The sequence below is a fragment of the Streptomyces clavifer genome (genome assembly GCF_036345975.1).
In the GTDB taxonomy this organism is placed as follows: domain Bacteria; phylum Actinomycetota; class Actinomycetes; order Streptomycetales; family Streptomycetaceae; genus Streptomyces; species Streptomyces clavifer.
Window position 1 is genome coordinate 5,457,609 of sequence record NZ_CP107793.1, and the last position, 22,982, is coordinate 5,480,590.

Here is a 22,982-nt window from a genome sequence, read left to right on the forward strand (position 1 = left end):
AAGGGCAACGCGTATGCAGGAGTACGAGGCCGAGAGCCTCTCCGCGCCACAGCTGGCCGCCATGCGGCGGAGCCTGGCGGGCGGCAGGGGTGCCCTCACCCGCCGTTCACTTCTCCGTGCTTCGGGCACGGGCGCGCTGGCGCTCGGCGGCCTCGGCACACTGAGCGCGTGCGGCATCCCGCCCGCGAAGCGGGAAGGGGACGCCGCGGCGGCCTCGGACGACCACTCGGCCCGGGAGAAACGGATCACGTTCTCCAACTGGACCGAGTACATGGACGTCGGTGAGGACGAGAAGAGCCGTCCGACCCTGGAGGCGTTCACGAAACGCACCGGGATCACGGTCAAGTACACCGAGGACATCAACGACAACGTCGAGTTCTTCGGGAAGGTCAAACCGCAGCTCGCCGCGGGTCAGGACACCGGCCGTGACCTGATCATCGTCACCGACTGGCTCGCCGCGCGCATCATCCGGCTGGGCTGGGCGCAGAAGCTGGACCCGGCGAACCTGCCGCACGCGTTCGCCAACCTCTCGGCACAGTTCCGCAGCCCGGACTGGGACCCGGGACGCGCCTACTCCTACCCCTGGACCGGCATACCCACCGTCATCGCCTACAACGAGAAGGCGACCGGCGGCCGGAAGGTCGACTCCGTGACCCAGCTGCTCGACGACCCGAAACTCAAGGGCAGGGTCTCCTTCCTCTCCGAGATGCGCGACTCGGTCGGCATGACGCTCCTCGACATGGGCAAGGACCCCGGCTCGTTCACCGACGCCGACTACGACGCGGCGATCGGCCGGCTCCAGAAGGGCGTCGACAGGAAGCAGATACGGCGCTTCACCGGCAACGACTACACCGCGGACCTCAGCAAGGGCGACATCGCGGCCTGCGTCGCCTGGGCCGGCGACATCATCCAGCTGCAGGCCGACAACCCGGACATCAAGTTCACGATCCCGGCCGCCGGCTACATCACGTCGAGCGACAACATGCTGGTCCCGGCCAGGGCCCGGCACAAGACCAATGCCGAGAAGCTCATGGACTACTACTACGAGCCCCCGGTCGCCGCCCAGCTCGCCGCGTACATCAACTACGTCTGTCCGGTGGACGGGGTCGCCGCGGAGCTCGCGAAGATCGACGAGTCGATGGCCTCGAACACGCTGATCCTCCCCGACAAGGAGATGGCCGCGAAGTCGCGCTCCTTCCGCTCGCTCAGCGCCGAGGAAGAGACGGCGTACGAGGAGAAGTTCGCCGAGCTCATCGGTGCCTGACCGGGCCGGCCCCTGACGGGCCCGTCCTGTCACCGGCACCCGACCGGGCCGGTGCCCCTCGGTATCCGTACGGCCCGTCCCCCTTCCTCCCGAACTCCCCCGACACCACTGGGACTGCGACCCATGACACAGCGGCAGACAGCGGGCGGCGACGTCCGACTCACCGGGATCAGCAAGACCTACGGCTCCTTCACCGCAGTACGGCCACTCGACCTCACCGTCCCGCAGGGCTCCTTCTTCGCCCTGCTCGGCGCGTCCGGCTGCGGCAAGACCACGACCCTGCGGATGATCGCGGGCCTGGAGGATGCCACCACCGGCACGGTCTCGCTCGGTGGTACGGACATCACGGGCCTGCCCCCGTACAAACGGCCCGTCAACACCGTCTTCCAGAGCTACGCGCTCTTCCCGCACCTCGACGTCACCGAGAACATCGCCTTCGGGCTGCGCCGCCGCGGCATCAGGTCGGTGAAGAAGCAGGTCGGCGAGATGCTGGAGCTCGTCCAGCTCGGCGACTTCGCCCACCGCAAGCCGCATCAGCTGTCCGGCGGCCAGCAGCAGCGCGTCGCCGTGGCCCGCGCGCTCATCAACCACCCCCAGGTCCTCCTCCTCGACGAGCCGCTCGGAGCCCTCGACCTCAAGCTGCGCCGCCAGATGCAGCTCGAACTCAAGCGGATCCAGACCGAGGTCGGCATCACGTTCATCCACGTCACCCACGACCAGGAGGAGGCCATGACCATGGCCGACACCGTCGCGGTGATGAACGGCGGCCGGGTCGAACAGCTCGGCGCCCCCGCCGATCTGTACGAGAACCCGCGGACCACCTTCGTGGCGAACTTCCTGGGGACGTCCAACCTCATCGAGGGCGAGGTCGTCTCCGCGGGCACGAAGGGCGCCGGCACCGACATCGTCGTCGCCGCGGGGGGCGGGAGGATACGGCTGTCCGCCGGCCGATGTCCCGCCCCGGTGACGAGCGGCGGCAGGCTGCTGGTCGGCGTCCGCCCCGAGAAGATCTCCCTCGCCCACGCCGACGAGGCGGAGTCCATAACCGACGGCCGCAACCGCGTCACCGGAAGGATCGTCGACTCCAGCTTCATCGGCGTCTCCACCCAGTACGTCGTGGAGAGCCCGGCGGGCAAGGCGCTGCAGGTGTACGAGCAGAACATCGAGCGGGACACCCGGCTCGTCCCCGGCGCCGAGGTCGTCCTGCACTGGAATCCCGCCCACACCTTCGGCCTGGACGCGGGCCAGCCGATGGACGCCGGTGTGGAGAGCGTGGAGGACGCCGCGTGAGCGTCACCGACGCGCCACCGGCGCCGGACACCGGACCGGAGGTCCGCAGGCCCTCCACCCGCAGGCGGCTCGTCCCGTACTGGCTGCTGCTCCCCGGCATCCTCTGGCTGCTCGTCTTCTTCGCGCTGCCGATGGTCTACCAGGCGTCGACCTCCGTGCAGACCGGATCCCTGGAGAAGGGCTTCGAGGTCACCTGGCACTTCCGGACGTACTGGGACGCCCTCGCCGACTACTACCCGCAGTTCATCCGGTCCCTGCTGTACGCCGGATCCGCCACGCTCCTGTGCCTGCTGCTCGGCTACCCGCTCGCGTACCTGATCGCCTTCAGGGCGGGCCGCTGGCGCGGTCTGGTGCTCGTGCTGGTCATCGCGCCGTTCTTCACGAGCTTCCTGATCCGGACGCTCGCCTGGAAGACGATCCTCGCGGACGGCGGTGCGGTCGTCGACGTGCTGGACGCCCTGCACGTCCTGGACGTCACCAGCCGGCTCGGCTGGACCGAGAACAACCGGGTCCTGGCCACCCCGCTGGCCGTCGTCTGCGGTCTGACGTACAACTTCCTGCCCTTCATGATCCTGCCGCTCTACACCTCCCTGGAGCGGATCGACGGCCGGCTGCACGAGGCGGCGGGCGATCTGTACGCGACTCCCGCCACCACCTTCCGCAAGGTGACGTTCCCGCTGTCCATGCCCGGGGTGGTCTCCGGCACCCTGCTGACCTTCATCCCGGCCAGCGGTGACTACGTCAACGCGGAACTGCTGGGTTCCACCGACACCAAGATGGTCGGCAGCGTCATCCAGAGCCAGTTCCTGCGGGTACTGGACTATCCGACGGCCGCCGCGCTCTCGTTCATCCTCATGGCGGTCGTCCTGCTCGTGGTCACCGTCTACATCCGCCGCTCCGGCACGGAGGACCTGGTCTGATGCCCGTACTCCGCCTGCTGCGCCGGAACCTGGTCGTGATCGCGGGTCTGCTGACCCTCGCGTACATGATCCTGCCCAACGTCGTCGTCATGGTGTTCTCCTTCAACAAGCCGAACGGGCGCTTCAACTACGCCTGGCAGCGCTTCTCGCTGGACGCCTGGAAGGACCCCTGCGGTGTCGCCGACCTCTGCGGGTCGCTCTCGCTCTCGCTGCGGATCGCCTTCTGGGCGACGCTCGGCGCGACGGTGCTCGGCACGATGATCGCCTTCGCACTGGTCCGCTACCGGTTCCGGGCGCGCGGCGCGATCAACGCACTGATCTTCCTTCCGATGGCGATGCCCGAGGTCGTCATGGCCGCCTCGCTGCTCACGCTCTTCCTCAACATGGGCGCCGAGCTCGGCTTCTGGACCGTGCTGATCGCCCACATCATGTTCTGCCTCAGCTTCGTGGTGACGGCGGTCAAGGCGCGCGTGATGTCGATGGACCCGCGGCTGGAGGAGGCAGCCCGCGATCTCTACGCGGGGCCCCTGCAGACCTTCCTCCGGGTGACCCTGCCCATCGCCGCCCCCGGAATCGCCGCGGGAGCCCTGCTCGCCTTCGCTCTCTCCTTCGACGATTTCATCATCACCAATTTCAACGCGGGTTCGACCGTCACGTTCCCCATGTTCGTCTGGGGATCGGCACAGCGCGGAACGCCCGTGCAGATCAACGTCATCGGTACGGCCATGTTCGTCATCGCCGTCGCGGTGGTGCTCCTCGGCCAGCTCATAGCGAACCGGCGGAAGAGCAGAGCAGGTAAGTAGACACCTCTAAGGAGTTGGAAACCATGGCCCCGGACGCCATGCGTACTGCCGCGCATTCACTCGCCGACGCACAACCCCTCTCCTACTGGCTCGACGATCCGGGAAAGCCCGGAGCGCTCCCCGCGCTCACGGGCGACGAGAGGTGCGACCTCCTCGTCGTCGGTGGTGGCTACAGCGGGCTGTGGACCGCGCTGCTCGCCAAGGAACGGGATCCCGGGCGCGATGTCGTTCTCGTCGAGGGACATGAGGTGGGCTGGGCCGCTTCGGGCCGCAACGGCGGATTCTGTGCGGCCTCCCTGACCCACGGCCTGGCCAACGGGCTGGAACGCTGGCCGGACGAGATCGGGGAACTGGAGGAGCTGGGCGCGCGGAACCTCGACGCCATCGAGTCGGCCGTCGCCCGCTACTCCCTCGACTGCGACTTCGAGCGCACCGGTGAGATCGATGTGGCCACCGAGCCGCACCAGCTCGACGAGCTGCGGGAACGGCACCGCCGGACCCGGCAGCTCGGCTTCTCCGGGGAGGAGTTCCTGGACCGCGACCAGGTGCGCGCCCAGGTCGACTCACCGACCTTCCTGGGCGGTCTGTGGGACCGGCGCGGGGTCGCGATGCTGCACCCGGCGAAGCTCGCCTGGGGACTGAAGCGAGCCTGTCGGGGGCTGGGCGTGCGGATCTACGAGCACACCCCGGCCCTCGAACTCGCCAGGTCGGGCGCGGGCATGGCGGTGCGCACCCCCTACGGGAGGGTCTTCGCCCGTGACGTGGCCCTCGGTACGAACGTCTTCCCGTCGCTGGTCAAGCGGGTGCGTCCGTACACCGTCCCGGTGTACGACTACGCGCTGATGACGGAACCCCTCACCGACGGCCGGCTCGCCTCGATCGGCTGGGGGAACCGCCAGGGCCTGGGCGACAGCGCCAACCAGTTCCACTATTTCCGGCTCTCCGCGGACAACCGGATCCTCTGGGGCGGGTACGACGCGATCTATCCCTACGGCGGCCGTCTGGATTCCTCGCTCGACCACCGGCCGGAGACCTTCCTGAAACTCGCCGGGCAGTTCTTCGAGTGTTTTCCGCAGCTTTCCGGAGTGCGGTTCAGCCATTCTTGGGGAGGTGCCATCGACACCTGTTCGCGCTTCTCCGCATTCTTCGGAACGGCCTTCCGCGGACAGGTCGCCTACGCGGCCGGATACACCGGACTGGGCGTCGGAGCCACACGCTTCGGGGCGGACGTCATGCTCGATCTGCTGTCCGGCGGGAGGACGGAACGCACGGCCCTTCGCATGGTCCGCTCGAAGCCGATGCCCTTTCCGCCCGAGCCGTTCGCCTGGACGGGGATCGAGCTCACCAAACGGTCGCTCGCCCGCGCGGACGCCCACGGCGGCCACCGGAACCTGTGGCTGCGCACCATGGACCGGATGGGGCTCGGGTTCGACAGCTGAGCAGCGGCGGCGTGACCCGGCTCACTGCCGAGGAACAGCCGAAACCCGCGTCATGATCCGGGCCCACCCCTCTCTCCCCCTGTGAACGCACCGGCGGGACCCCGCCGGTGCCCACGGGGAAAGAGGGGCAGTCCATGGCCGCCACGGAGGCGAAAGCCGCAGTCGAATGGCTCGTATCGGTCGCACCGGATCCGGACGCGTGCCGGCGGGAGTGGGAGCGGGACCCCCGGGGGATCGCGCTCCTTCCCGCCGGGAAGCGCTGGGACGTGCTGATCCTCCCGGGGGAGCTGGGCCGTCCGACGCTCGACGTGCTCACCCGTCTCATCGACCGGCCGGGACCCGTGCTCGCCGATTTCGGGGACGCCCGGATGGGCTTCCTCGTGCCACCGGGAACGGCCGCGCGCTGGCTCGGCACAGGTGTCCGCGGGGCGGGCCCCGGCACCTGGATCGTCGTCCCCTACCCGGGTCGCACCGTCGGCCGGGTGCGGTGGCTGATCAGGCCGGACGGGTCGGGGACGCTCACCGATCCGGCGCTCCTGGAACTCGCGATGCACGAGGCCGCGGCCGTACGCGGGGCCCGCGGCGCGGGGCGCGGCGGAAGGTGACGTACTGCCGGAAGCCTTGACAACAGGATTGGTCTGGACCATGTTGTGCGCGGCCCCACTCGATTCCCCCTTGCACGGAGGCTGTTGTGGCACGCACTGGACCACCCGTCCGATTCACCGGACTCCTGGCCGCGTTCTCGGCCGCCCTGCTCGCCGTCGGCGGTCTGGTCGCGTCGGCGCCGGCCGCGGGGGCGGCCGACGCCGATCTCGCGCGCAACGGCGGCTTCGAGGCCGGCCTCGACGGCTGGAACTGCACGGGGGCGAGCGGAGCCGCCGTCACCACGCCGGTGCACAGCGGTTCGTCGGCGCTGAGGGCGACCCCCGCCGGCAGCGACAACGCCAGGTGCTCCCAGACCGTGACGGTGAAGCCGGACTCCGCGTACACACTGAGCGCGTGGGTGCAGGGCGGTTACGTCTACCTCGGCGCGTCCGGCACCGGGACCACCGACGTCTCGACCTGGACCCAGTCCGCCGGCGCGTACAAGCAGCTCACCACCACGTTCAGGACCGGTGCGGCGACGACCTCCGTGACCGTCCATCTCCACGGCTGGTACGGCACCCCGGCCTACTACGCCGACGACCTCACCCTGACCGGCCCGGGAGGCGGGCCCGTCACCGTGCCCGCCGCGCCCTCCGGGCTGCGGGCCGGTGCGGCCACCTCGTCCTCGGTCCCGCTGTCCTGGACGGCGTCCTCCGGAGCGACCGGCTACCACGTCTACCGCAACGGCACGAAGGTCCTCGACACCACCGGCACCTCGGCGACCGTGACGGGACTGGCCGCGTCCACCGCGTACAGCTTCCAGGTCACCGCCTCCAACGCCGCCGGAGAGTCCGGCAGGTCCGCCGCGGCCGCTGCCACCACGACCGCGGGCGGCGGCGGGAACAGCGGCCTCCCGGCCCGCGCCCTCGTCGGATACCTGCACTCCAGCTTCGCCAACGGCTCCGGCTACACGCGGATGGCGGACGTGCCCGACTCGTGGGACGTCATCAACCTCGCCTTCGGCGAACCCACGTCCGTCACCTCCGGCGACATCCGCTTCTCGCTCTGCCCGGCCGCCGAGTGCCCGGGTGTGGAGTCCGAGGCGGAGTTCAAGGCGGCCATCAAGGCCAAGCAGGCCGCGGGCAAGAAGGTGCTGATCTCCATCGGCGGCCAGAACGGGCAGGTGCAGCTCGCCTCCACCGCCGCGCGCGACACCTTCGTCTCCTCCGTCAGCAGGATCATCGACACCTACGGCCTCGACGGCCTCGACATCGACTTCGAGGGCCACTCGCTGTCGCTGAACACCGGGGACACCGACTTCCGCAGCCCGACGAGCCCCGTCATCGTCAACCTGATCTCCGCGGTGAAGTCCCTCAAGGCCCGGTACGGCGCCGACTTCGTCCTCACGATGGCCCCCGAGACCTTCTTCGTCCAGCTCGGCTACCAGTACTACGGCTCGGGCCCCTGGGGTGGCCAGGACCCGCGCGCCGGCGCGTATCTGCCGGTCATCCACGCTCTGCGCGACGACCTCACCCTGCTCCACGTCCAGGACTACAACTCGGGCTCCGTCATGGGTCTCGACGACCAGTACCACTCCATGGGCGGCGCCGACTTCCACATCGCCATGACCGACATGCTGCTCACCGGCTTCCCCGTGGCCGGCGACCGGACCAGGGTCTTCCCGGCGCTGCGCCCCGAGCAGGTCGCCATCGGCCTCCCCGCCTCCACCCAGGCGGGCAACGGCCACACCTCGCCCGCCGAGGTCACCAAGGCGCTGAACTGCCTCACGAAGAAGACCGACTGCGGCTCCTACCAGACCCACGGCACCTGGTCCGGGCTCCGCGGGCTGATGACCTGGTCCATCAACTGGGACCGGTTCAACGCCTGGGAGTTCTCGAAGAACTTCGACGCCTACTTCGGTAGCTGACTGGCCCGGGGACCGCCCGGAGGGCGGGTGCCCGCCCTCCGCAGCGCCGCCCGCAGGGCGAGCAGCAGTACCGCGCCCAGGCACCAGCTGGCCAGCACGTCCAGCGGCCAGTGGTACCCGCGCAGCACCAGACCGGTGCTCGTCGTCGCCGTGAGCAGGACGGCGGCGACGAGCGCCACCCATGACCGACGCACGTAGGGCGCCAGCAACAGCGCCGCGGCCCCGTACGCCACGGCTGCCGTGGCCGTGTGGCCCGAGGGGTAGTAGCCGGTCGCGTCCGTCAGCGGACCCTGCCGGTCCGTCCACAGCTTGAGGGGCACGACCAGCGCCGGTACGGCCGCCATGACCGCCACGCCGTACAGCGCCGCACGGCGGGCACCGCGGAACCACGCGAGGAGGACCGCGCACGCCAGGACCGGAACGGCGACCTGCGTGTTGCCGAGATCCGCGAAGAGGTCGGCGAGCCCGGCCGGACCCCGCCCGGCCAGCTCCAGACCGAGCCGCTCGTCGGGCCCGAGCAGCGGGCCGTCGGCCAGGACCTGCCAGGTGACCACCGCGAAGACCGCCAGCAGCGCCGACACCTGGACAACGAGAGAGACCGGCCACCGGGGAACAGGGGGGATTGTTCCGGGGTGGCCGGTCGGATCGGTTTGCCGCGCGCCCCGGGGGGTGTGGGGCGAGCGGCCATCCGATCGGTGAGGAGTTCCGGAGCCCGAAGCTCCAGCGGTGTGCGCAAGGGCACGGCCGGGTCGGTGCGGGGGGAGCCCCGTCCCGGCATCGCCCGCAGTCTCCTGCGAGCGGGGTGTTTCTCTCATCTGTGGAAACCGTACGTCAGGGGAAGGGGGACGGACAGCGTCCACGGTATCCCGCCATTGCCCTCGCACACCTTCTTCACAGGGCCTGACCCGGGGGCCGGTCATTACCGCCGAAAACGGCACATGGCGCCGGTCCCGCACGTCAGCCCCGGAGTGTGGCGCCCGTCCCGGGCGGCCCGCACGGATCAGACCCCGGCGAAGGCCCGCTCGATGATGTCCAGCCCCTCGTTCAGCAGGTCCTCGCCGATGACGAGCGGCGGCAGGAAGCGCAGGACGTTGCCGTACGTGCCGCAGGTCAGCACCAGCAGGCCCTCCGCGTGGCAGGCCTTGGCCAGTGCCGCCGTGGTGGCCGGGTCGGGGTCCTTCGTGCCGGCCTTCACCAGCTCGATCGCGATCATGGCACCGCGGCCGCGGATGTCGCCGATGATCTCCCCGTTGGGGAGCTTCGCCCGCATCTCGGCCAGGCGGCCCTTCATGACCTCCTCGATGCGCCGGGCCTTCCCGTTCAGGTCCAGCTCACGCATCGTCTCGATGGCACCGAGCGCGCCCGCGCACGCCACCGGGTTACCGCCGTACGTGCCGCCCAGGCCGCCGGAGTGCGCGGCGTCCATGATCTCGGCGCGGCCGGTCACCGCGGACAGCGGAAGACCTCCCGCGATGCCCTTGGCCGTGGTGATCAGGTCGGGGACGATGCCCTCGTCCTCACAGGCGAACCACTGACCGGTCCGGCAGAAACCGGACTGGATCTCGTCCGCGACGAAGACGATGCCGTTGTCCTTCGCGAACTGCGCGATCGCGGGGAGGAAGCCCTTGGCGGGCTCGATGAACCCGCCCTCGCCGAGGACCGGCTCGATGATGATCGCGGCGACGTTGTCCGCGCCGATCTGCTTGGTGATCTCGTCGATGGCCTGCGCGGACGCCTCGGCACCGGCGTTCTCGGCACCCGTCGGCCAGCGGTAGCCGTACGCCACCGGGACGCGGTAGACCTCGGGCGCGAACGGGCCGAACCCCTGCTTGTACGGCATGTTCTTCGCGGTCAGCGCCATCGTGAGGTTCGTCCGGCCGTGGTAGCCGTGGTCGAAGACGACGACCGCGGTGCGCCTGGTCCAGGCACGGGCGATCTTCACGGCGTTCTCGACGGCCTCGGCGCCCGAGTTGAACAGCGCCGACTTCTTCGCGTGGTCGCCCGGCGTCAGCTCGGCGAGCTGCTCGCAGACCTCGACGTACCCCTCGTACGGCGTGACCATGAAACAGGTGTGGGTGAAGTCGGCGAGCTGTGCCGACGCGCGGCGTACGACCGCCTCGGCCGAGGCGCCCACCGACGTCACGGCGATGCCGGAGCCGAAGTCGATCAGCCGGTTGCCGTCCACGTCCTCGATGATTCCGCCGCCCGCCCGGGCGGTGAACACCGGCAGCGTGGAACCCACGCCCGCGGCGACCGCCGCGACACGGCGGGCCTGCAGCTCCACCGACTTCGGGCCGGGAATGGCGGTGACGACGCGGCGCTCCTGCGGAATGTCGGACATGCGGGGCTCCTGGGGGTGTATCGGACGCTTCTCCTCCGCAGGCTAGGGGCGGGTACGGGCCGCGGTCATGCTCCGATCGGGAGTGGTGGGGGCGTGTCCTTGTCCGCTGCGGACAGATGACCGGGCGGCGGCACCGTGCGCCCGGCACCGGCGCCATCCGGCCGGGTTGCTGAACTCCCCGTGTCCTGGCACTAGATTGGCCGGTGCAGAGGCGGGACCTGGCTGGTCAGGGGGCAGCGGTTCATGGACACCGAAGGCACGTACGAGGCACGCGGCACGGGTGCGGCGCCACCCCGCCCGGCGGGACCACCGCCGTCCGCACCGCCACGCCCGGCGGCACCGCCCCCCGGGCACGCCCCGGCCGCCGGCCCGGGCCTGGCGGAATGGCTGCGCACCCCGCGCCCCGAGCGGGAACCCGGCGTCTGGCGGTACGGGCACACCCCGCGCCCGCCCGAGAAGCCCGAAGGGGTGTCCGACCGCTCACTGCTGGTGGGCGTGCTGATCTCCGCGCTCTGCGGGCTGCTCCTGTGGTCCCTGTGGCGCAACGGCTACATCCCCTACCGCCTCGTCCCGCTGAAGCTCTTCACACCGGGCGAATGGTGGTACGCGGGCACCTTCGGCGGCCCCAGGACGATCGAGGGCGGGGACGCCCTCACCGTCTACGAGGCCGTCCTCTTCGGACTGCTCGTCTACGGGTGCGGACGCCTGGGCAACTGGTCCGAGATCTTCCGGCGCCACGTCGTCGCACGGGGCCTGCTCTTCCTCGCCCTCACGACGGCCGCTGCCGGGGCCCTGGCCCAGCTCCTCGTCTGGAAGGACGCCGTGCCGGTCGTCCGGCCGGTGCTGATCCTCGTGGCCTCGGTCGCGGGCGGGGAGGTCTTCCAGAGCCAGACCGTGGTGAACGTGATCTACACCCTGATCACCCTCGGGGTGCTCTGGCCCTTCGCCCGCCTCGGCCGCTGGCGCGAGCTGATCGCCGGGCGCCGGAAGGGCGCCGCGGCCCCCGAGGCCCCCTCCGTACCCCCGCACGCCGAAACCCCCGAGCGATGGCCGGAGATGCGCGCGGCGGGACGGACCGATGCCGCCGAGGCACTGACCGCCGAGGTGCGCACCGGCCGGATGAACGACGTCGACGTGGCGCGCCTGCGCCACGCGTGGGCCGTGGGCCGGTCGCACCCGGACCGTCTGGCGACGCTCACCGAGGCCGTGCTGCGCACCGGCGGCGCCGCCGCGCTGCACCCGTCCGGTGCCCGCGACCTCCCCCGGCGCACCGCCCGCCACGACCTGCTCACCGGCCAGGTCCGCATCGGCAACTGCGCGGAGGACCCGCACAATCCGTACGTCCGCCGCGGCTCGGGCGTCGCCCTGGAACCCGCACTGCTCGGCACCTCTCTGCTGGCGGTCGGACCGCCCGGGGCCGGGAAGTCCGACCGTCTGGTCCGGCCGGTCGTCGAGTCCCTCGCCCTCCAGGCCCTCGCCGGACGGGCCGCGGTGCTCGCCGTCGGCGGCGCAGGGGAGCAGCTCGGCCCCGACGAGGCGTACGACGTCGTCGTGCGGATCGGCGACCCGGCGTCCGTGCACGACTTCGACCTGTACGGCGGCACGACCGACCCGGACGAGGCCGCGGGCGTACTCGCGGAGGGGCTGGTCGGCGACGTGACCAACCTGGACAGCAGGCGGGCCGCCACGGTCCTCGCCCAGCTGCTCGGCCCGTACCGCGCGGTGCACGGGCACTTCCCCGGGGTGCCCGCGCTCCGGGAGCTCCTCGACGGCGACCTGGACGCGATCGGCGCGCTGCGGGAGGCACTCGGAGCGGGCGGCCACCAGGCCATGCTGCGCGAGCTGGAGGCCCGTACCCGGCAGAAGGGCGGATCCGGGGACCCCGGTCCGGTGCTCGCCGACCGGATCGCCCTGCTCGACCGCCCCGCGTTCGCGTCGTTCTTCGCCACCGGGCCGCTGGCCCGGCCCTTCTCGCTGCGGTCCCTGGAGCACCTGCCGCTGCGGGTCAGGATCGACCTCCCCGAACGTGCGCACGCCGAGGCGTCCCGGCTGCTGGCGCGGCTCGTCCTCGCCCAGTTCACCGCGATCGCCGCCGCCCGCACCGACCGGTCGCTCTTCGTCTGCCTCGTCCTGGACGACGCCACGCACACCGTCACCGCGGAGACGGTCCGGGGTGTCAGGCGGCTGCGTTCCGTCAACGCGGGAGCCGTCCTCACCCTGCGCACCGTCGACGACGTGCCGGAGGGGCTGCACACCGCGCTGCTCGGCGCGGTCGGCTGCTGCATGGCCTTCTCCGGCGTCACCACCTGGGACGGCAAGCGCTTCGCGGAGGTCTGGGGCAAGGAGTGGGTGGAGACCCGGGAGGTCGCCCAGCACGCGGTCTTCGCGGACCAGCCGTTCACCCGCGCCCTGCACGGCCTGCGCAAGCTCGTCACCGGCAAGGCCGTGACGAGGGACGCCGTGACCGTGCGGCAGGTCGAACGCGAGCGCTGGTCGGCCTCCGAGCTGGCCTACTCGCTGCCCACCGGACACGCGGTGCTGTCGCTGACGACCGTGGACGGTGAGCACGCACCCCCGCTCCTGGTCGACCTGGGCGGCTGAGCGCGGGGCCGGTGACGCCGACCCTGCCGCCCTGGCAGAATCGAATGCGGCCGTCTGTACGGGACGGCGCAATCGACTCCCAGAGGTCCGGCGGTCCCATGCCCCCCACTCTCGCCTCGCTCGTCCAGCACTCGGTGCTCAAGCTCACGGTCCGTGCGGGTGCGGACCGGCTCGGCACGCCGGTCCGCTGGGCGCACGCCAGCGAGCTCGCCGACCCCGTCCCGTACATGGAGGGCGGCGAGCTGCTCCTCGTCACCGCGACCAACCTCGACGCCGAGGACCCCGCCACGATGCGCAGGTACGTGCGGCGCCTGGCGGGCGCCGGAGTCGCCGGGCTCGGCTTCGCCGTCGGCGTCACCTACGAGGACATCCCGCCGGCCCTCGTCGACGCGGCGGAGGAGGCCGGGCTGCCGCTCCTCGAAGTGCCCCGGCGCACGCCGTTCCTCGCGATCAGCAAGGCGGTGTCCGCGGCGATCGCCGCCGACCAGTACCGTGCCGTCACCGCCGGATTCGAGGCCCAGCGCGAGCTGACCCGCGCCGCGCTCGCCGGGGACGGGCCCGCCGAACTCCTCACCCGCCTTGCCGCACACGTCGACGGCTGGGCCGCGCTGTACGACACCGCGGGCGCCGTCGTGGCCGCCGCACCCGACTGGGCGGCCCGTCGCGCCGCCCGGCTCACCCCCGACGTGGAACGCCTGCGCGACCGGCCCGCCCCGGCCAGCGTCGTCGTCGGAGACACCGACGACCGGGTCGAGCTCCAGTCCCTGGGCACCGGCCGCCGCGCCCGCGGTGCGCTGGCCGTCGGCACGGGCGCGGCGCTGGGCACGGCGGAGCGGTACGCGGTCCACTCGGCGGTCGCCCTGCTGACCCTGACCACGGCGCGCTCCCGCGCACTCCTGGGTGCCGAGCAGCGGCTGGGCGCCGCGGTCCTGCGGATGCTGCTGGCCGGGCAGTCCGACCACGCCCGGGCCGTCGCCGGCGACCTGTACGGGGAACTGCTCGACGCCCCCTTCCGGCTGCTCATCGCGGAGGCGCCCGAGCCCGCAGCCCCCGAGCTGCTCGCCGAGACGATGGAGGCAGCGGCGGCCCGGTCCGGCGAGACGCTGCTGATGGTGCCCGAGGGCGGACGGATCGTGGTGCTGGCCGCCGACGGCGGCGCCGCGGTCGCGGCCTGCACGGCCTACGCGCAGGCGCAGGACGACCGCCCGGCGCGTGAGCCGGGCAACGAGGACGGCGACGTGGTCGTCGGCCTGTCCGCCCCCTCGGGGCCGATCGCCGTCGCCGCCGCGTACAAGCAGGCCGAGCAGGCGCTCTCGGTCGCCCGCCGACGGGGCAGGGCGCTGGTCGAGCACGAGGAGCTCGCGGCCGGCTCGGTCCTGCCGCTCCTCGCCGACGACGCCGTACGGGCCTTCGCCGACGGGATACTGCGCCCCCTGCACGAACACGACGCGAAGGGCCGCGGCGACCTGGTCGCGTCGCTGCGCGCCTGGCTCTCCCGGCACGGCCAGTGGGACGCGGCCGCCGCGGACCTGGGGGTCCACCGCCACACGCTGCGCTACCGCATGCGCCGGGTGGAGGAGATCCTGGGCCGCTCCCTGGACGACCCGGACGTACGGATGGAACTCTGGCTCGCCCTGAAGACCACGGCGGCCTCCGGGACGCCGTGAACCGTCCGCGTCCTTGCCGACGCGCTCCCGTCCACCCCGGGTGCCCCCGGTCCGGCCGCACCGCGACCCCCGACAAACCGGCGCATCGCCGTTCCCCTCCGCTCCACGCCGGACAAACGCCATCGGCGTCCGGTCGCCCTACGGTGGGGGCCGGAAGGGTGCCCCCGCGGTGCCCGCGATCTTTGTCTCACCACCCCCGAAGGGCCGGAACCGCCATGACTTCCACCCACGCCTTCTGGCTGGCCGGCCGACGGGCCACCGGCGAGGACAGCTTCGACGTCTCCAACCCGTGGGACGGCCGTCTCGTCGGCACGGTCGGCGTGCCGACCGACGCCCAGGTCGAGGAGGCCGTCGCCGCCGCGTACGCCGTCCGCGAGGAGTTCGCCGCGACCCCCGCCCATGTACGGGCCGCCGCGCTCGACCACGTCGTACGGCGTCTCACGGAGCGCACCGAGGAGATCGCCCAGCTGATCTCCGCCGAGAACGGCAAGCCCATCAAGTGGGCCCGCGGCGAGGTCGGCCGTGCCGTCTCCGTCTTCCGGTTCGCCTCCGAGGAGGCCCGCCGCTTCAACGGCGGCGACGCCCAGCGGCTGGACACCGACGCCGGCGGCACCGGCCGCCTCGCGCTGACCCGGCGCTTCCCGCGCGGCCCGGTCCTCGGCATCGCGCCCTTCAACTTCCCGCTCAACCTGAGCGCCCACAAGGTCGCCCCGGCCATCGCCGTCGGCGCCCCGATCATCCTCAAGCCCGCCCCGGCCACGCCCCTCTCGGCCCTGGTCCTGGGCGAGCTGCTCGCCGAGACCGACCTCCCGGCCGGTTCCTGGTCCGTCCTGACCGTGCCCAACGACCGGATGCCCGCCCTGGTCAAGGACGAGCGGCTGCCCGTGATCTCCTTCACCGGATCCGGGCCGGTCGGCTACTCGATCATGGAGTCGGTACCGCGCAAGCACTGCACCCTGGAGCTCGGCGGCAACGGCGCGGCCGTCGTCCTCGCCGACTGGGCCTCGGAAGAGGACCTGGACCTGGCCGCGACCCGCATCGCGACCTTCTCCAACTACCAGGGCGGCCAGTCCTGCATCTCGGTCCAGCGGGTCATCGCCGACGCCTCGGTGTACGACCGGCTCGTCCCGAAGATCGTCGCGGCCGTCGAGGCCCTGGTGACCGGCGACCCCTCCGACGCGGCCACCGACGTCGGCCCGCTGGTCGACGAGAACGCCGCCCGCCGCGTCGAGTCCTGGGTCGACGAGGCCGTCGCGGCCGGCGCCCGGCTGCTCACCGGCGGCCGGCGCGACGGGGCCACCTACGCCCCGACGGTCCTCACCGACCTCCCCGCCGACACGAGGATCGCCTGCGAGGAGGTCTTCGGCCCGGTCCTGTCCGTCCAGCGGACCGAGGGCGAGGCCGAGGCCTTCGCCGCCGTCAACGCCTCCCCGTACGGGCTGCAGGCCGGCGTCTTCACCCACGACCTGCAGACGGCGTTCCGCGCCCACCGCGCCCTGGAGGTCGGCGGTGTCGTCATCGGCGACGTCCCCTCGTACCGCGCCGACCAGATGCCGTACGGCGGCGCCAAGCAGTCCGGTGTGGGCCGCGAGGGCGTCCGTTACGCGATGGACGACTACACCTACGAGCGGGTCATGGTCCTCACCGGCCTGGCCCTGTAGCCGCACCCGCGATAGGGACCGGCCGGAGCCCGCGGTGCGCGGGCCCCGGCCGGTCCCCCACCCCGCCCCGGGGGTGCCGCAGGGGTGGTGGGGGTGACGCGGATCGGGTAGATACGGACGAGTGGTACCGATCGGTACGCGTACGGCCCGACCCTGACCCGACTCGCGGCGAGGTGAGCTCCTCATGTCCGCCCCATCCGACATCCCCCAGGCCCCCAAAGTCACCGAGCGTGAAGCACGGCAGGTGGCCGAGGCCGCCCGCGAACAGGACTGGCGCAAGCCGAGTTTCGCCAAGGAACTCTTCCTCGGACGCTTCCGGCTCGACCTGATCCACCCGCACCCCGTGCCACCCGCCGACGACGTACGGCGCGGCGAGGCCTTCCTCGCCCGGCTGCGCGAATTCTGCGAGACCCGCATCGACGGGGCGCTGATCGAGCGCGAGGCCAGGATTCCCGACGAGGTCGTCAACGGCCTCAGGGAACTCGGCGCCCTCGGCATGAAGATCGAGACCAGGTACGGAGGCCTGGGGCTTACCCAGGTCTACTACAACAAGGCGCTGGCCCTGGTCGGTTCGGCCAGCCCCTCGCTCGGCGCGCTGCTCTCCGCCCACCAGTCCATCGGCGTACCGCAGCCGCTGAAGATGTTCGGCACCCAGGAGCAGAAGGACGCCTTCCTGCCCCGCCTGGCCCGCACGGACATCTCGGCCTTCCTCCTCACCGAACCCGACGTCGGCTCCGACCCGGCCCGGCTCGCGACCACGGCCGTGCCCGACGACGACGACTACGTCCTGGACGGGGTCAAGCTCTGGACGACCAACGGCGTCGTCGCGGACCTGCTCGTGGTCATGGCCCGGGTCCCGCGGTCCGACGGCCACAGGGGCGGCATCACGGCCTTCGTGGTCGAGGCGGACTCCCCGGGCATCACGGTGGAGCACCGCAACGCCTTCATGGGGCTGCGCGGGATCGAGAACGGGGTGACGCGCTTCCACGGGGTCCGGGTGCCGGCGGGCAACCGGATCGGACCCGAGGGCGCCGGTCTCAAGATCGCCCTCACCACGCTCAACACCGGACGCCTCTCGCTGCCCGCCATGTGCGTCGGCGTCGGGAAGTGGTCCCTGAAGATCGCCCGCGAATGGTCCGAGGTCCGCGAGCAGTGGGGCAGGGCGGTCGCCCGGCACGAGGCGGTCGGCGCGAAGATCTCCTTCATCGCCGCCACCACCTTCGCCCTCGAAGCGGTCGTGGACCTCTCCTCGCAGATGGCCGACGAGAGCCGCAACGACATCCGCATCGAGGCCGCCCTGGCCAAGCTGTACGGCTCCGAGATGGGCTGGCTGATCTCCGACGAGCTGGTCCAGATCCGTGGCGGACGCGGCTTCGAGACCGCCGACTCGCTCGCCGCCCGCGGCGAACGCGCCGTCCCCGCCGAGCAGATGCTCCGCGACATGCGGATCAACCGGATCTTCGAGGGCTCCACGGAGATCATGCACCTGCTGATCGCCCGTGAGGCCGTCGACGCCCACCTCAAGGTCGCCGGGGACATCATCGACCCCGACAAGCCACTCGCCGACAAGGCGAAGGCGGGCGCCAACGCCGCCGGGTTCTACGCACGCTGGCTCCCGAAGCTGGTCAGCGGCCCCGGACAGCTCCCCGGCGCCTACGCCGAATTCCGTGTTCCGGGCCACCCCGACCTCTCCGCCCACCTGCGGTACGTCGAGCGCTCCGCCCGCAAGCTGGCCCGCTCGACCTTCTACGCGATGTCCCGCTGGCAGGGCCGCATGGAGACCAAGCAGGGCTTCCTCGGCCGGATCGTCGACATCGGCGCCGAACTCTTCGCGATGAGCGCCGCCTGCGTCCGCGCCGAACACCTGCGGGTCAACGACGACCACGGCCGCGAGGCGTACCAGTTGGCCGACGCCTTCTGCCGGCAGTCCCGCATCCGGGTGGAGGAGCTCTTCAACCGGCTCTGGTCCAACACCGACGACATCGACAGGCGCGTCGTCGACGGAGTCCTCTCCGGGACCTACACCTGGCTGGAGGAGGGCGTCATCGACCCCAGCGGCGACGGCCCCTGGATCGCGGACGCCACCCCCGGCCCGGCCACCGGGGAGAACGTCCACCGCCCCATCCGCTGAACCCGGCACCCGCGGGGCGCGTCCACAGCCTGGACGCGCCCCGCGGGCATGCCCGCCGGACGGCAAAATGGACGCCCGTGACCGTCATCGACATCCCCGGCTCCAAGTCCGTCACCGCCCGCGCCCTCTTCCTGGCCGCGGCGGCGGACGGCACCACCACCCTCCTGCGGCCCCTGCACTCGGACGACACCGAGGGGTTCACCGAAGGGCTGACGCGCCTCGGATACGGGGTGACGCGCGAGCCGGACCGCTGGCACATCGAGGGCCGCCCCGCCGGCCCCGCCGTCACCGATGCCGAGGTCCACTGCCGTGACGGGGCCACCACCGCGCGCTTCCTGCCGACGCTCGCCGCCGCCGCGTCCCGGGGCACCTACCGCTTCGACGCCTCCGCGCAGATGCGGCGCCGCCCCCTCGCCCCGCTCACCGAGGCCCTGCGGACCCTCGGCGTCGACCTTCGGCACGAGGGGGTCGAGGGCCACCATCCGCTCACCATCGAGGCATCGGGCGTCAAGGGCGGCGAACTGACCCTCGACGCGGGGGAGTCGTCCCAGTACCTCACCGCCCTGCTCATGCTCGGGCCGCTCACCGCCGAGGGCCTCCGGATCGACGTCACGGAGCTCGTCTCGGCCCCCTACATCGAGATCACCCTTTCGATGATGCGCAGCTTCGGTGTCGAGGTCACCAGGGAGGGGAACACGTTCACCGTCCCTTCCGGCGGCTACCGCGCCACCACGTACGCCGTGGAGCCCGACGCCTCCACCGCGAGCTACTTCTTCGCCGCGGCGGCCCTCACCGGCCGCGAGGTCACCGTCCCGGGCCTCGGCGCGAACGCGCTCCAGGGCGACCTGCGCTTCACCGAGGTGCTGCGCCGCATGGGCGCCGACGTCCGCACCACCGCGGACGCCACGACCGTACGGTCCTCCGGACGGCTCTCCGGCCTGACGGTCAACATGCGCGACATCTCCGACACGATGCCGACCCTCGCCGCGATCGCGCCGTTCGCCACCTCGCCGGTGCGGATCGAGGACGTCGCCAACACCCGGGTGAAGGAGTGCGACCGGCTGGAAGCCTGTGCGCAGAACCTCCGCGCCATGGGGATCACCGTGCACACCGGGCCCGACTGGATCGAGATCCACCCCGGTACGCCCCGTCCCACCGAGATCGTGACCCACGGCGACCACCGCATCGTGATGTCGTTCGCGGTCGGCGGGCTGCGCGCGCCGGGAACGACCTACGACGACCCCGGCTGCGTACGCAAGACGTTCCCCGGATTCCACGCGGCGTTCGCGGAGTTCACCGCCGGAAGCGCCGGCTGACCGGAAGACTGCGTGCACCCGGACGGCGGCGGCGCCTGCCCCTGCCCCTGCGCCCGCGATGTCCACGATGCGGTGATCGCCGGTGGCCGGGGCATCGACGCCCCTCACGGTCCTGGGCTCCGGCTCGACCACGCCCGCCTTCCGCGGAGGGCCCCCCGGCGCCGAGGACATCGGCGGGGCCCCGGAGGACGCCGTGGCCGACCGGTGGAAGGGATTCCGTGCCGGCCGGGCCCGAGGCACGTGCCGACGGGGACGCACTGTCGGAGCACACAGCGGATGCGGCAACAATGGGGGGCATGAGCGACAGCCCCGTACCCCTCGCCGATCCGCATCTCGTATTCGACGCCGCGGACGGACGCCGGGACCTTGTGATCCTCGGCTCCACCGGGTCCATCGGCACCCAGGCCATCGACCTGGTGCTGCGCAACCCCGACCGCTTCCGCGTCACGGCGCTGTCCGCCGCGGGCGGCCGGGTCGAGCTCCTCGCCGAGCAGGCGCGGCAGCTGCGGGTGCGTACGGTCGCGGTCGCTGCCGAGGACAAGGTGCCCGCGCTGCGCGAGGCCCTGCGCGCGGCGTACGGGGCGGGGGAGCCGCTCCCCGAGGTCCTGGCCGGCCCCGACGCCGCCACGGACCTCGCCGCGAGCGACTGCCACACCGTGCTGAACGGGATCACCGGCTCCATCGGCCTGGCCCCCACGCTCGCCGCGCTCCGGGCGGGCCGCACGCTGGCCCTCGCCAACAAGGAGTCGCTGATCGTCGGCGGTCCGCTCGTGAAGGCCCTCGCGGCCCCCGGGCAGATCATCCCGGTCGACTCCGAGCACGCCGCTCTCTTCCAGGCCCTCGCCGCCGGCAAGCGCGCCGATGTGCGCAAGCTCGTCGTGACCGCCTCCGGCGGCCCGTTCCGCGGCCGGACGCGGAGCGAGCTGGCCGACGTCACCCGTGAGCAGGCCCTGGCGCACCCGACCTGGGCCATGGGCCCGGTCATCACCGTCAACTCGGCGACCCTGGTCAACAAGGGCCTGGAAGTCATCGAGGCGCATCTTCTCTACGACATTCCGTTCGACCGGATCGAGGTCGTGGTCCACCCCCAGTCGTATGTTCACTCGATGGTGGAGTTCACCGACGGTTCCACCCTTGCCCAGGCGACCCCGCCCGACATGAGGGGCCCGATCGCCATCGGGCTCGGCTGGCCCGAGCGCGTCCCCGACGCGGCCCCCGCGTTCGACTGGACGAAGGCCTCCAGCTGGGAGTTCTTCCCGCTGGACACCGAGGCGTTCCCGTCCGTGGGCCTCGCCAGGCACGTGGGCACCCTCGGCGGCACGGCGCCCGCGGTGTTCAACGCGGCCAACGAGGAGTGCGTCGACGCCTTTCTGGCCGGACGGCTGCCGTTCAACGGAATCATGGATACGGTCACCGCAGTGGTGGCCGAACACGGCACCCCCGCCACGGGAACTTCACTGAGGGTCGCGGACGTCCTGGAAGCGGAGACCTGGGCCCGGTCCCGGGCCCGGAAACTCTCGGCGGAAGCGACAGCGGAGGCGCGCGCATGAGTATGACGTCGATCCTGATGACGATCCTGGGGATCGCCATCTTCGCCGTGGGCCTGCTGTTCTCGATCGCCTGGCACGAGCTGGGCCACCTGTCGACCGCCAAGCTCTTCGGCATCCGGGTGCCGCAGTACATGGTCGGCTTCGGCCCGACGGTCTGGTCGCGTAGGAAGGGTGACACCGAATACGGCATCAAGGCCATCCCCGCGGGCGGCTACATCCGGATGATCGGCATGTTCCCGCCGGGAGCCGACGGGCGGCTCGAGGCGCGCTCCACCTCCCCCTGGCGCGGCATGATCGAGGACGCCAGGTCCGCCGCCTTCGAGGAGCTCCGGCCGGGCGACGAGAGCCGGCTCTTCTACACGCGCAAGCCGTGGAAGCGCGTGATCGTGATGTTCGCCGGACCGTTCATGAACCTGGTCCTGGCCGTCGCGATCTTCATGGGCGTGGCCATGACCTTCGGCTTCCAGACCCAGACCACCGAGGTCGCGGGCGTCCAGCAGTGCGTGATCGAGCAGAGCGAGAACCGCGACGCCTGCAAGACCTCCGACCCGGTCTCGCCCGCCAAGGCCGCCGGACTGCAGGAGGGCGACCGGATCGTCGCCTTCGACGGGAAGCCGATCGACGACTGGGCGACGCTCTCGGACCGGATCCGGCAGACCGTCGGCCCGGCCACCCTCACCGTGGAGCGCGACGGCCGGGAACAGACGCTGAACGCGGTGCTGCAGGAGAACACCGTCGCGAAGAAGGACGCCGACGGCGAGGTGGTCCCCGGCGAGTACATCACCGCCGGCTACCTCGGCTTCGCCGCCAACACGGAGATCCTGCCGCTCTCCTTCGGCGACTCGGTCGTCCGCATGGGCGACATGATCGAGAACGGCGTCGATTCGATCATCGCGCTGCCCTCCAAGATCCCCGACCTGTGGAACGCGGCCTTCAGCGACGGCGAGCGTGCCGACGACTCACCGGTCGGCGTGGTGGGCGCGGCCAGGATCGGCGGCGAGGTGATGAACCTCGACATCCCGGCGCAGAACCAGGTCGCGATGATGCTGTTCCTGCTGGCCGGCTTCAACCTCTCGCTCTTCCTCTTCAACATGCTGCCCCTGCTGCCGCTGGACGGTGGACACATCGCGGGCGCGCTCTGGGAATCCCTGCGCCGCAGTCTGGCCCGGGTCTTCAAACGCCCCGACCCCGGCCCGTTCGACGTGGCCAAACTGATGCCGGTCGCCTATGTCGTCGCCGGGATCTTCATCTGCTTCACGCTGCTGGTGCTGGTCGCCGACATCGTGAACCCCGTCAAGATCACCTGACACCTCTCCCGTCCCACAGGTGACGGCCGGGCACACAGGTGGTGTCCGGCCACTCACCGTCCGGCGGACTTGCCGACGGGGTGCGCCCGGTATTCCTCCGGTGCCGTAACCTCGAAGCCTGGAGCCCGCCGTTCTCGGGACCTCGATCCACACTGATCCACACCTTGGGGATGCACAGCG

General features: G+C 71.7%; 16 protein-coding genes. 14 read left to right on the forward strand and 2 right to left on the reverse strand.

The genetic code is table 11. The features are described 5' to 3' along the window. Window positions 1–13: 13 nt before the first annotated feature. From OG927_RS24075 to OG927_RS24105, 7 genes are all read left to right on the forward strand, one after another. Window positions 14–1,264: a polyamine ABC transporter substrate-binding protein gene (locus OG927_RS24075; protein ID WP_056791212.1), complete on the forward strand. Its 1,251-nt coding sequence runs from the start codon at window positions 14–16 to the stop codon at window positions 1,262–1,264. 123 nt (window positions 1,265–1,387) lie between these two features. Next, window positions 1,388–2,554 (forward strand): ABC transporter ATP-binding protein, encoded by a 1,167-nt coding sequence (locus OG927_RS24080; protein ID WP_330320752.1) that lies wholly within the window; start codon window positions 1,388–1,390, stop codon window positions 2,552–2,554. Then, window positions 2,551–3,474, forward strand: coding sequence for an ABC transporter permease (locus tag OG927_RS24085; RefSeq protein ID WP_209469650.1), 924 nt, complete (start codon window positions 2,551–2,553; stop codon window positions 3,472–3,474). Before OG927_RS24080 ends, OG927_RS24085 begins: the two co-directional genes overlap by 4 nt. Beyond that, window positions 3,474–4,277, forward strand: a complete 804-nt coding sequence (locus tag OG927_RS24090) for an ABC transporter permease (protein WP_056791218.1) — start codon at window positions 3,474–3,476, stop codon at window positions 4,275–4,277. Before OG927_RS24085 ends, OG927_RS24090 begins: the two co-directional genes overlap by 1 nt. Before the next feature lie 23 nt (window positions 4,278–4,300). Further along, complete coding sequence (locus OG927_RS24095; protein WP_056791220.1) at window positions 4,301–5,716, forward strand: NAD(P)/FAD-dependent oxidoreductase; 1,416 nt, start codon at window positions 4,301–4,303, stop codon at window positions 5,714–5,716. A gap of 134 nt (window positions 5,717–5,850) precedes the next feature. After that, window positions 5,851–6,321 (forward strand): bifunctional DNA primase/polymerase, encoded by a 471-nt coding sequence (locus OG927_RS24100; protein WP_056791223.1) that lies wholly within the window; start codon window positions 5,851–5,853, stop codon window positions 6,319–6,321. 86 nt (window positions 6,322–6,407) lie between these two features. Beyond that, complete coding sequence (locus tag OG927_RS24105) at window positions 6,408–8,228, forward strand: chitinase (RefSeq protein WP_319099221.1); 1,821 nt, start codon at window positions 6,408–6,410, stop codon at window positions 8,226–8,228. On the opposite strand, the gene OG927_RS24110 is transcribed toward OG927_RS24105, so the two are convergent. Beyond that, a complete protein-coding gene (locus OG927_RS24110; RefSeq protein ID WP_408058089.1) occupies window positions 8,213–8,809 on the reverse strand; it encodes a phosphatase PAP2 family protein in 597 nt (198 codons plus the stop codon). The two genes, OG927_RS24105 and OG927_RS24110, sit on opposite strands and share 16 nt — an antisense overlap. A 419-nt stretch (window positions 8,810–9,228) precedes the next feature. Then, the gene (gabT, locus tag OG927_RS24115) at window positions 9,229–10,569 is read right to left on the reverse strand and encodes a 4-aminobutyrate--2-oxoglutarate transaminase (RefSeq protein ID WP_056791232.1); all 1,341 of its coding nucleotides are present in this window, start codon (window positions 10,567–10,569) and stop codon (window positions 9,229–9,231) included. Between the two features lie 243 nt (window positions 10,570–10,812). On the opposite strand from gabT, the gene OG927_RS24120 reads away from it, so the two are divergent. From OG927_RS24120 to OG927_RS24150, 7 genes are all read left to right on the forward strand, one after another. Next, window positions 10,813–13,170: a type IV secretory system conjugative DNA transfer family protein gene (locus tag OG927_RS24120; RefSeq protein ID WP_330320753.1), complete on the forward strand. Its 2,358-nt coding sequence runs from the start codon at window positions 10,813–10,815 to the stop codon at window positions 13,168–13,170. Window positions 13,171–13,268: 98 nt separating this feature from the next. After that, entirely contained in the window at window positions 13,269–14,837 is a 1,569-nt protein-coding gene (locus OG927_RS24125) for a PucR family transcriptional regulator (protein WP_330320754.1), read from the forward strand. 215 nt (window positions 14,838–15,052) lie between these two features. After that, window positions 15,053–16,498, forward strand: a complete 1,446-nt coding sequence (locus OG927_RS24130) for an aldehyde dehydrogenase family protein (RefSeq protein WP_209469646.1) — start codon at window positions 15,053–15,055, stop codon at window positions 16,496–16,498. Between the two features lie 184 nt (window positions 16,499–16,682). Then, the gene (locus OG927_RS24135; RefSeq protein WP_330320755.1) at window positions 16,683–18,629 is read left to right on the forward strand and encodes an acyl-CoA dehydrogenase family protein; all 1,947 of its coding nucleotides are present in this window, start codon (window positions 16,683–16,685) and stop codon (window positions 18,627–18,629) included. Window positions 18,630–18,706: 77 nt separating this feature from the next. Then, a complete protein-coding gene (gene aroA, locus OG927_RS24140) occupies window positions 18,707–19,945 on the forward strand; it encodes a 3-phosphoshikimate 1-carboxyvinyltransferase (RefSeq protein WP_330320756.1) in 1,239 nt (412 codons plus the stop codon). 296 nt (window positions 19,946–20,241) lie between these two features. Continuing rightward, on the forward strand, window positions 20,242–21,495 hold the full coding sequence (gene dxr, locus OG927_RS24145) for a 1-deoxy-D-xylulose-5-phosphate reductoisomerase (protein ID WP_056791250.1): 1,254 nt from the start codon (window positions 20,242–20,244) through the stop codon (window positions 21,493–21,495). Then, the gene (locus tag OG927_RS24150; protein ID WP_330320757.1) at window positions 21,492–22,802 is read left to right on the forward strand and encodes a M50 family metallopeptidase; all 1,311 of its coding nucleotides are present in this window, start codon (window positions 21,492–21,494) and stop codon (window positions 22,800–22,802) included. Before dxr ends, OG927_RS24150 begins: the two co-directional genes overlap by 4 nt. The last annotated feature ends 180 nt before the right edge of the window (window positions 22,803–22,982 follow it).

Excerpts from the sequence above, each read along its gene's own strand:
- OG927_RS24135 (WP_330320755.1), top strand. The coding sequence starts at position 16,683 with ATGTCCGCCCCATCCGACATCCCCCAGGCCCCCAAAGTCACCGAGCGT.
- OG927_RS24080 (WP_330320752.1), top strand. The coding sequence starts at position 1,388 with ATGACACAGCGGCAGACAGCGGGCGGCGACGTCCGACTCACCGGGATC.
- gabT (WP_056791232.1), bottom strand. The coding sequence starts at position 10,569 with ATGTCCGACATTCCGCAGGAGCGCCGCGTCGTCACCGCCATTCCCGGC.
- OG927_RS24120 (WP_330320753.1), top strand. The coding sequence starts at position 10,813 with ATGGACACCGAAGGCACGTACGAGGCACGCGGCACGGGTGCGGCGCCA.
- OG927_RS24130 (WP_209469646.1), top strand. The coding sequence starts at position 15,053 with ATGACTTCCACCCACGCCTTCTGGCTGGCCGGCCGACGGGCCACCGGC.
- OG927_RS24125 (WP_330320754.1), top strand. The coding sequence starts at position 13,269 with ATGCCCCCCACTCTCGCCTCGCTCGTCCAGCACTCGGTGCTCAAGCTC.
- OG927_RS24090 (WP_056791218.1), top strand. The coding sequence starts at position 3,474 with ATGCCCGTACTCCGCCTGCTGCGCCGGAACCTGGTCGTGATCGCGGGT.
- dxr (WP_056791250.1), top strand. The coding sequence starts at position 20,242 with ATGAGCGACAGCCCCGTACCCCTCGCCGATCCGCATCTCGTATTCGAC.
- OG927_RS24075 (WP_056791212.1), top strand. The coding sequence starts at position 14 with ATGCAGGAGTACGAGGCCGAGAGCCTCTCCGCGCCACAGCTGGCCGCC.
- OG927_RS24095 (WP_056791220.1), top strand. The coding sequence starts at position 4,301 with ATGGCCCCGGACGCCATGCGTACTGCCGCGCATTCACTCGCCGACGCA.
- OG927_RS24100 (WP_056791223.1), top strand. The coding sequence starts at position 5,851 with ATGGCCGCCACGGAGGCGAAAGCCGCAGTCGAATGGCTCGTATCGGTC.
- OG927_RS24150 (WP_330320757.1), top strand. The coding sequence starts at position 21,492 with ATGAGTATGACGTCGATCCTGATGACGATCCTGGGGATCGCCATCTTC.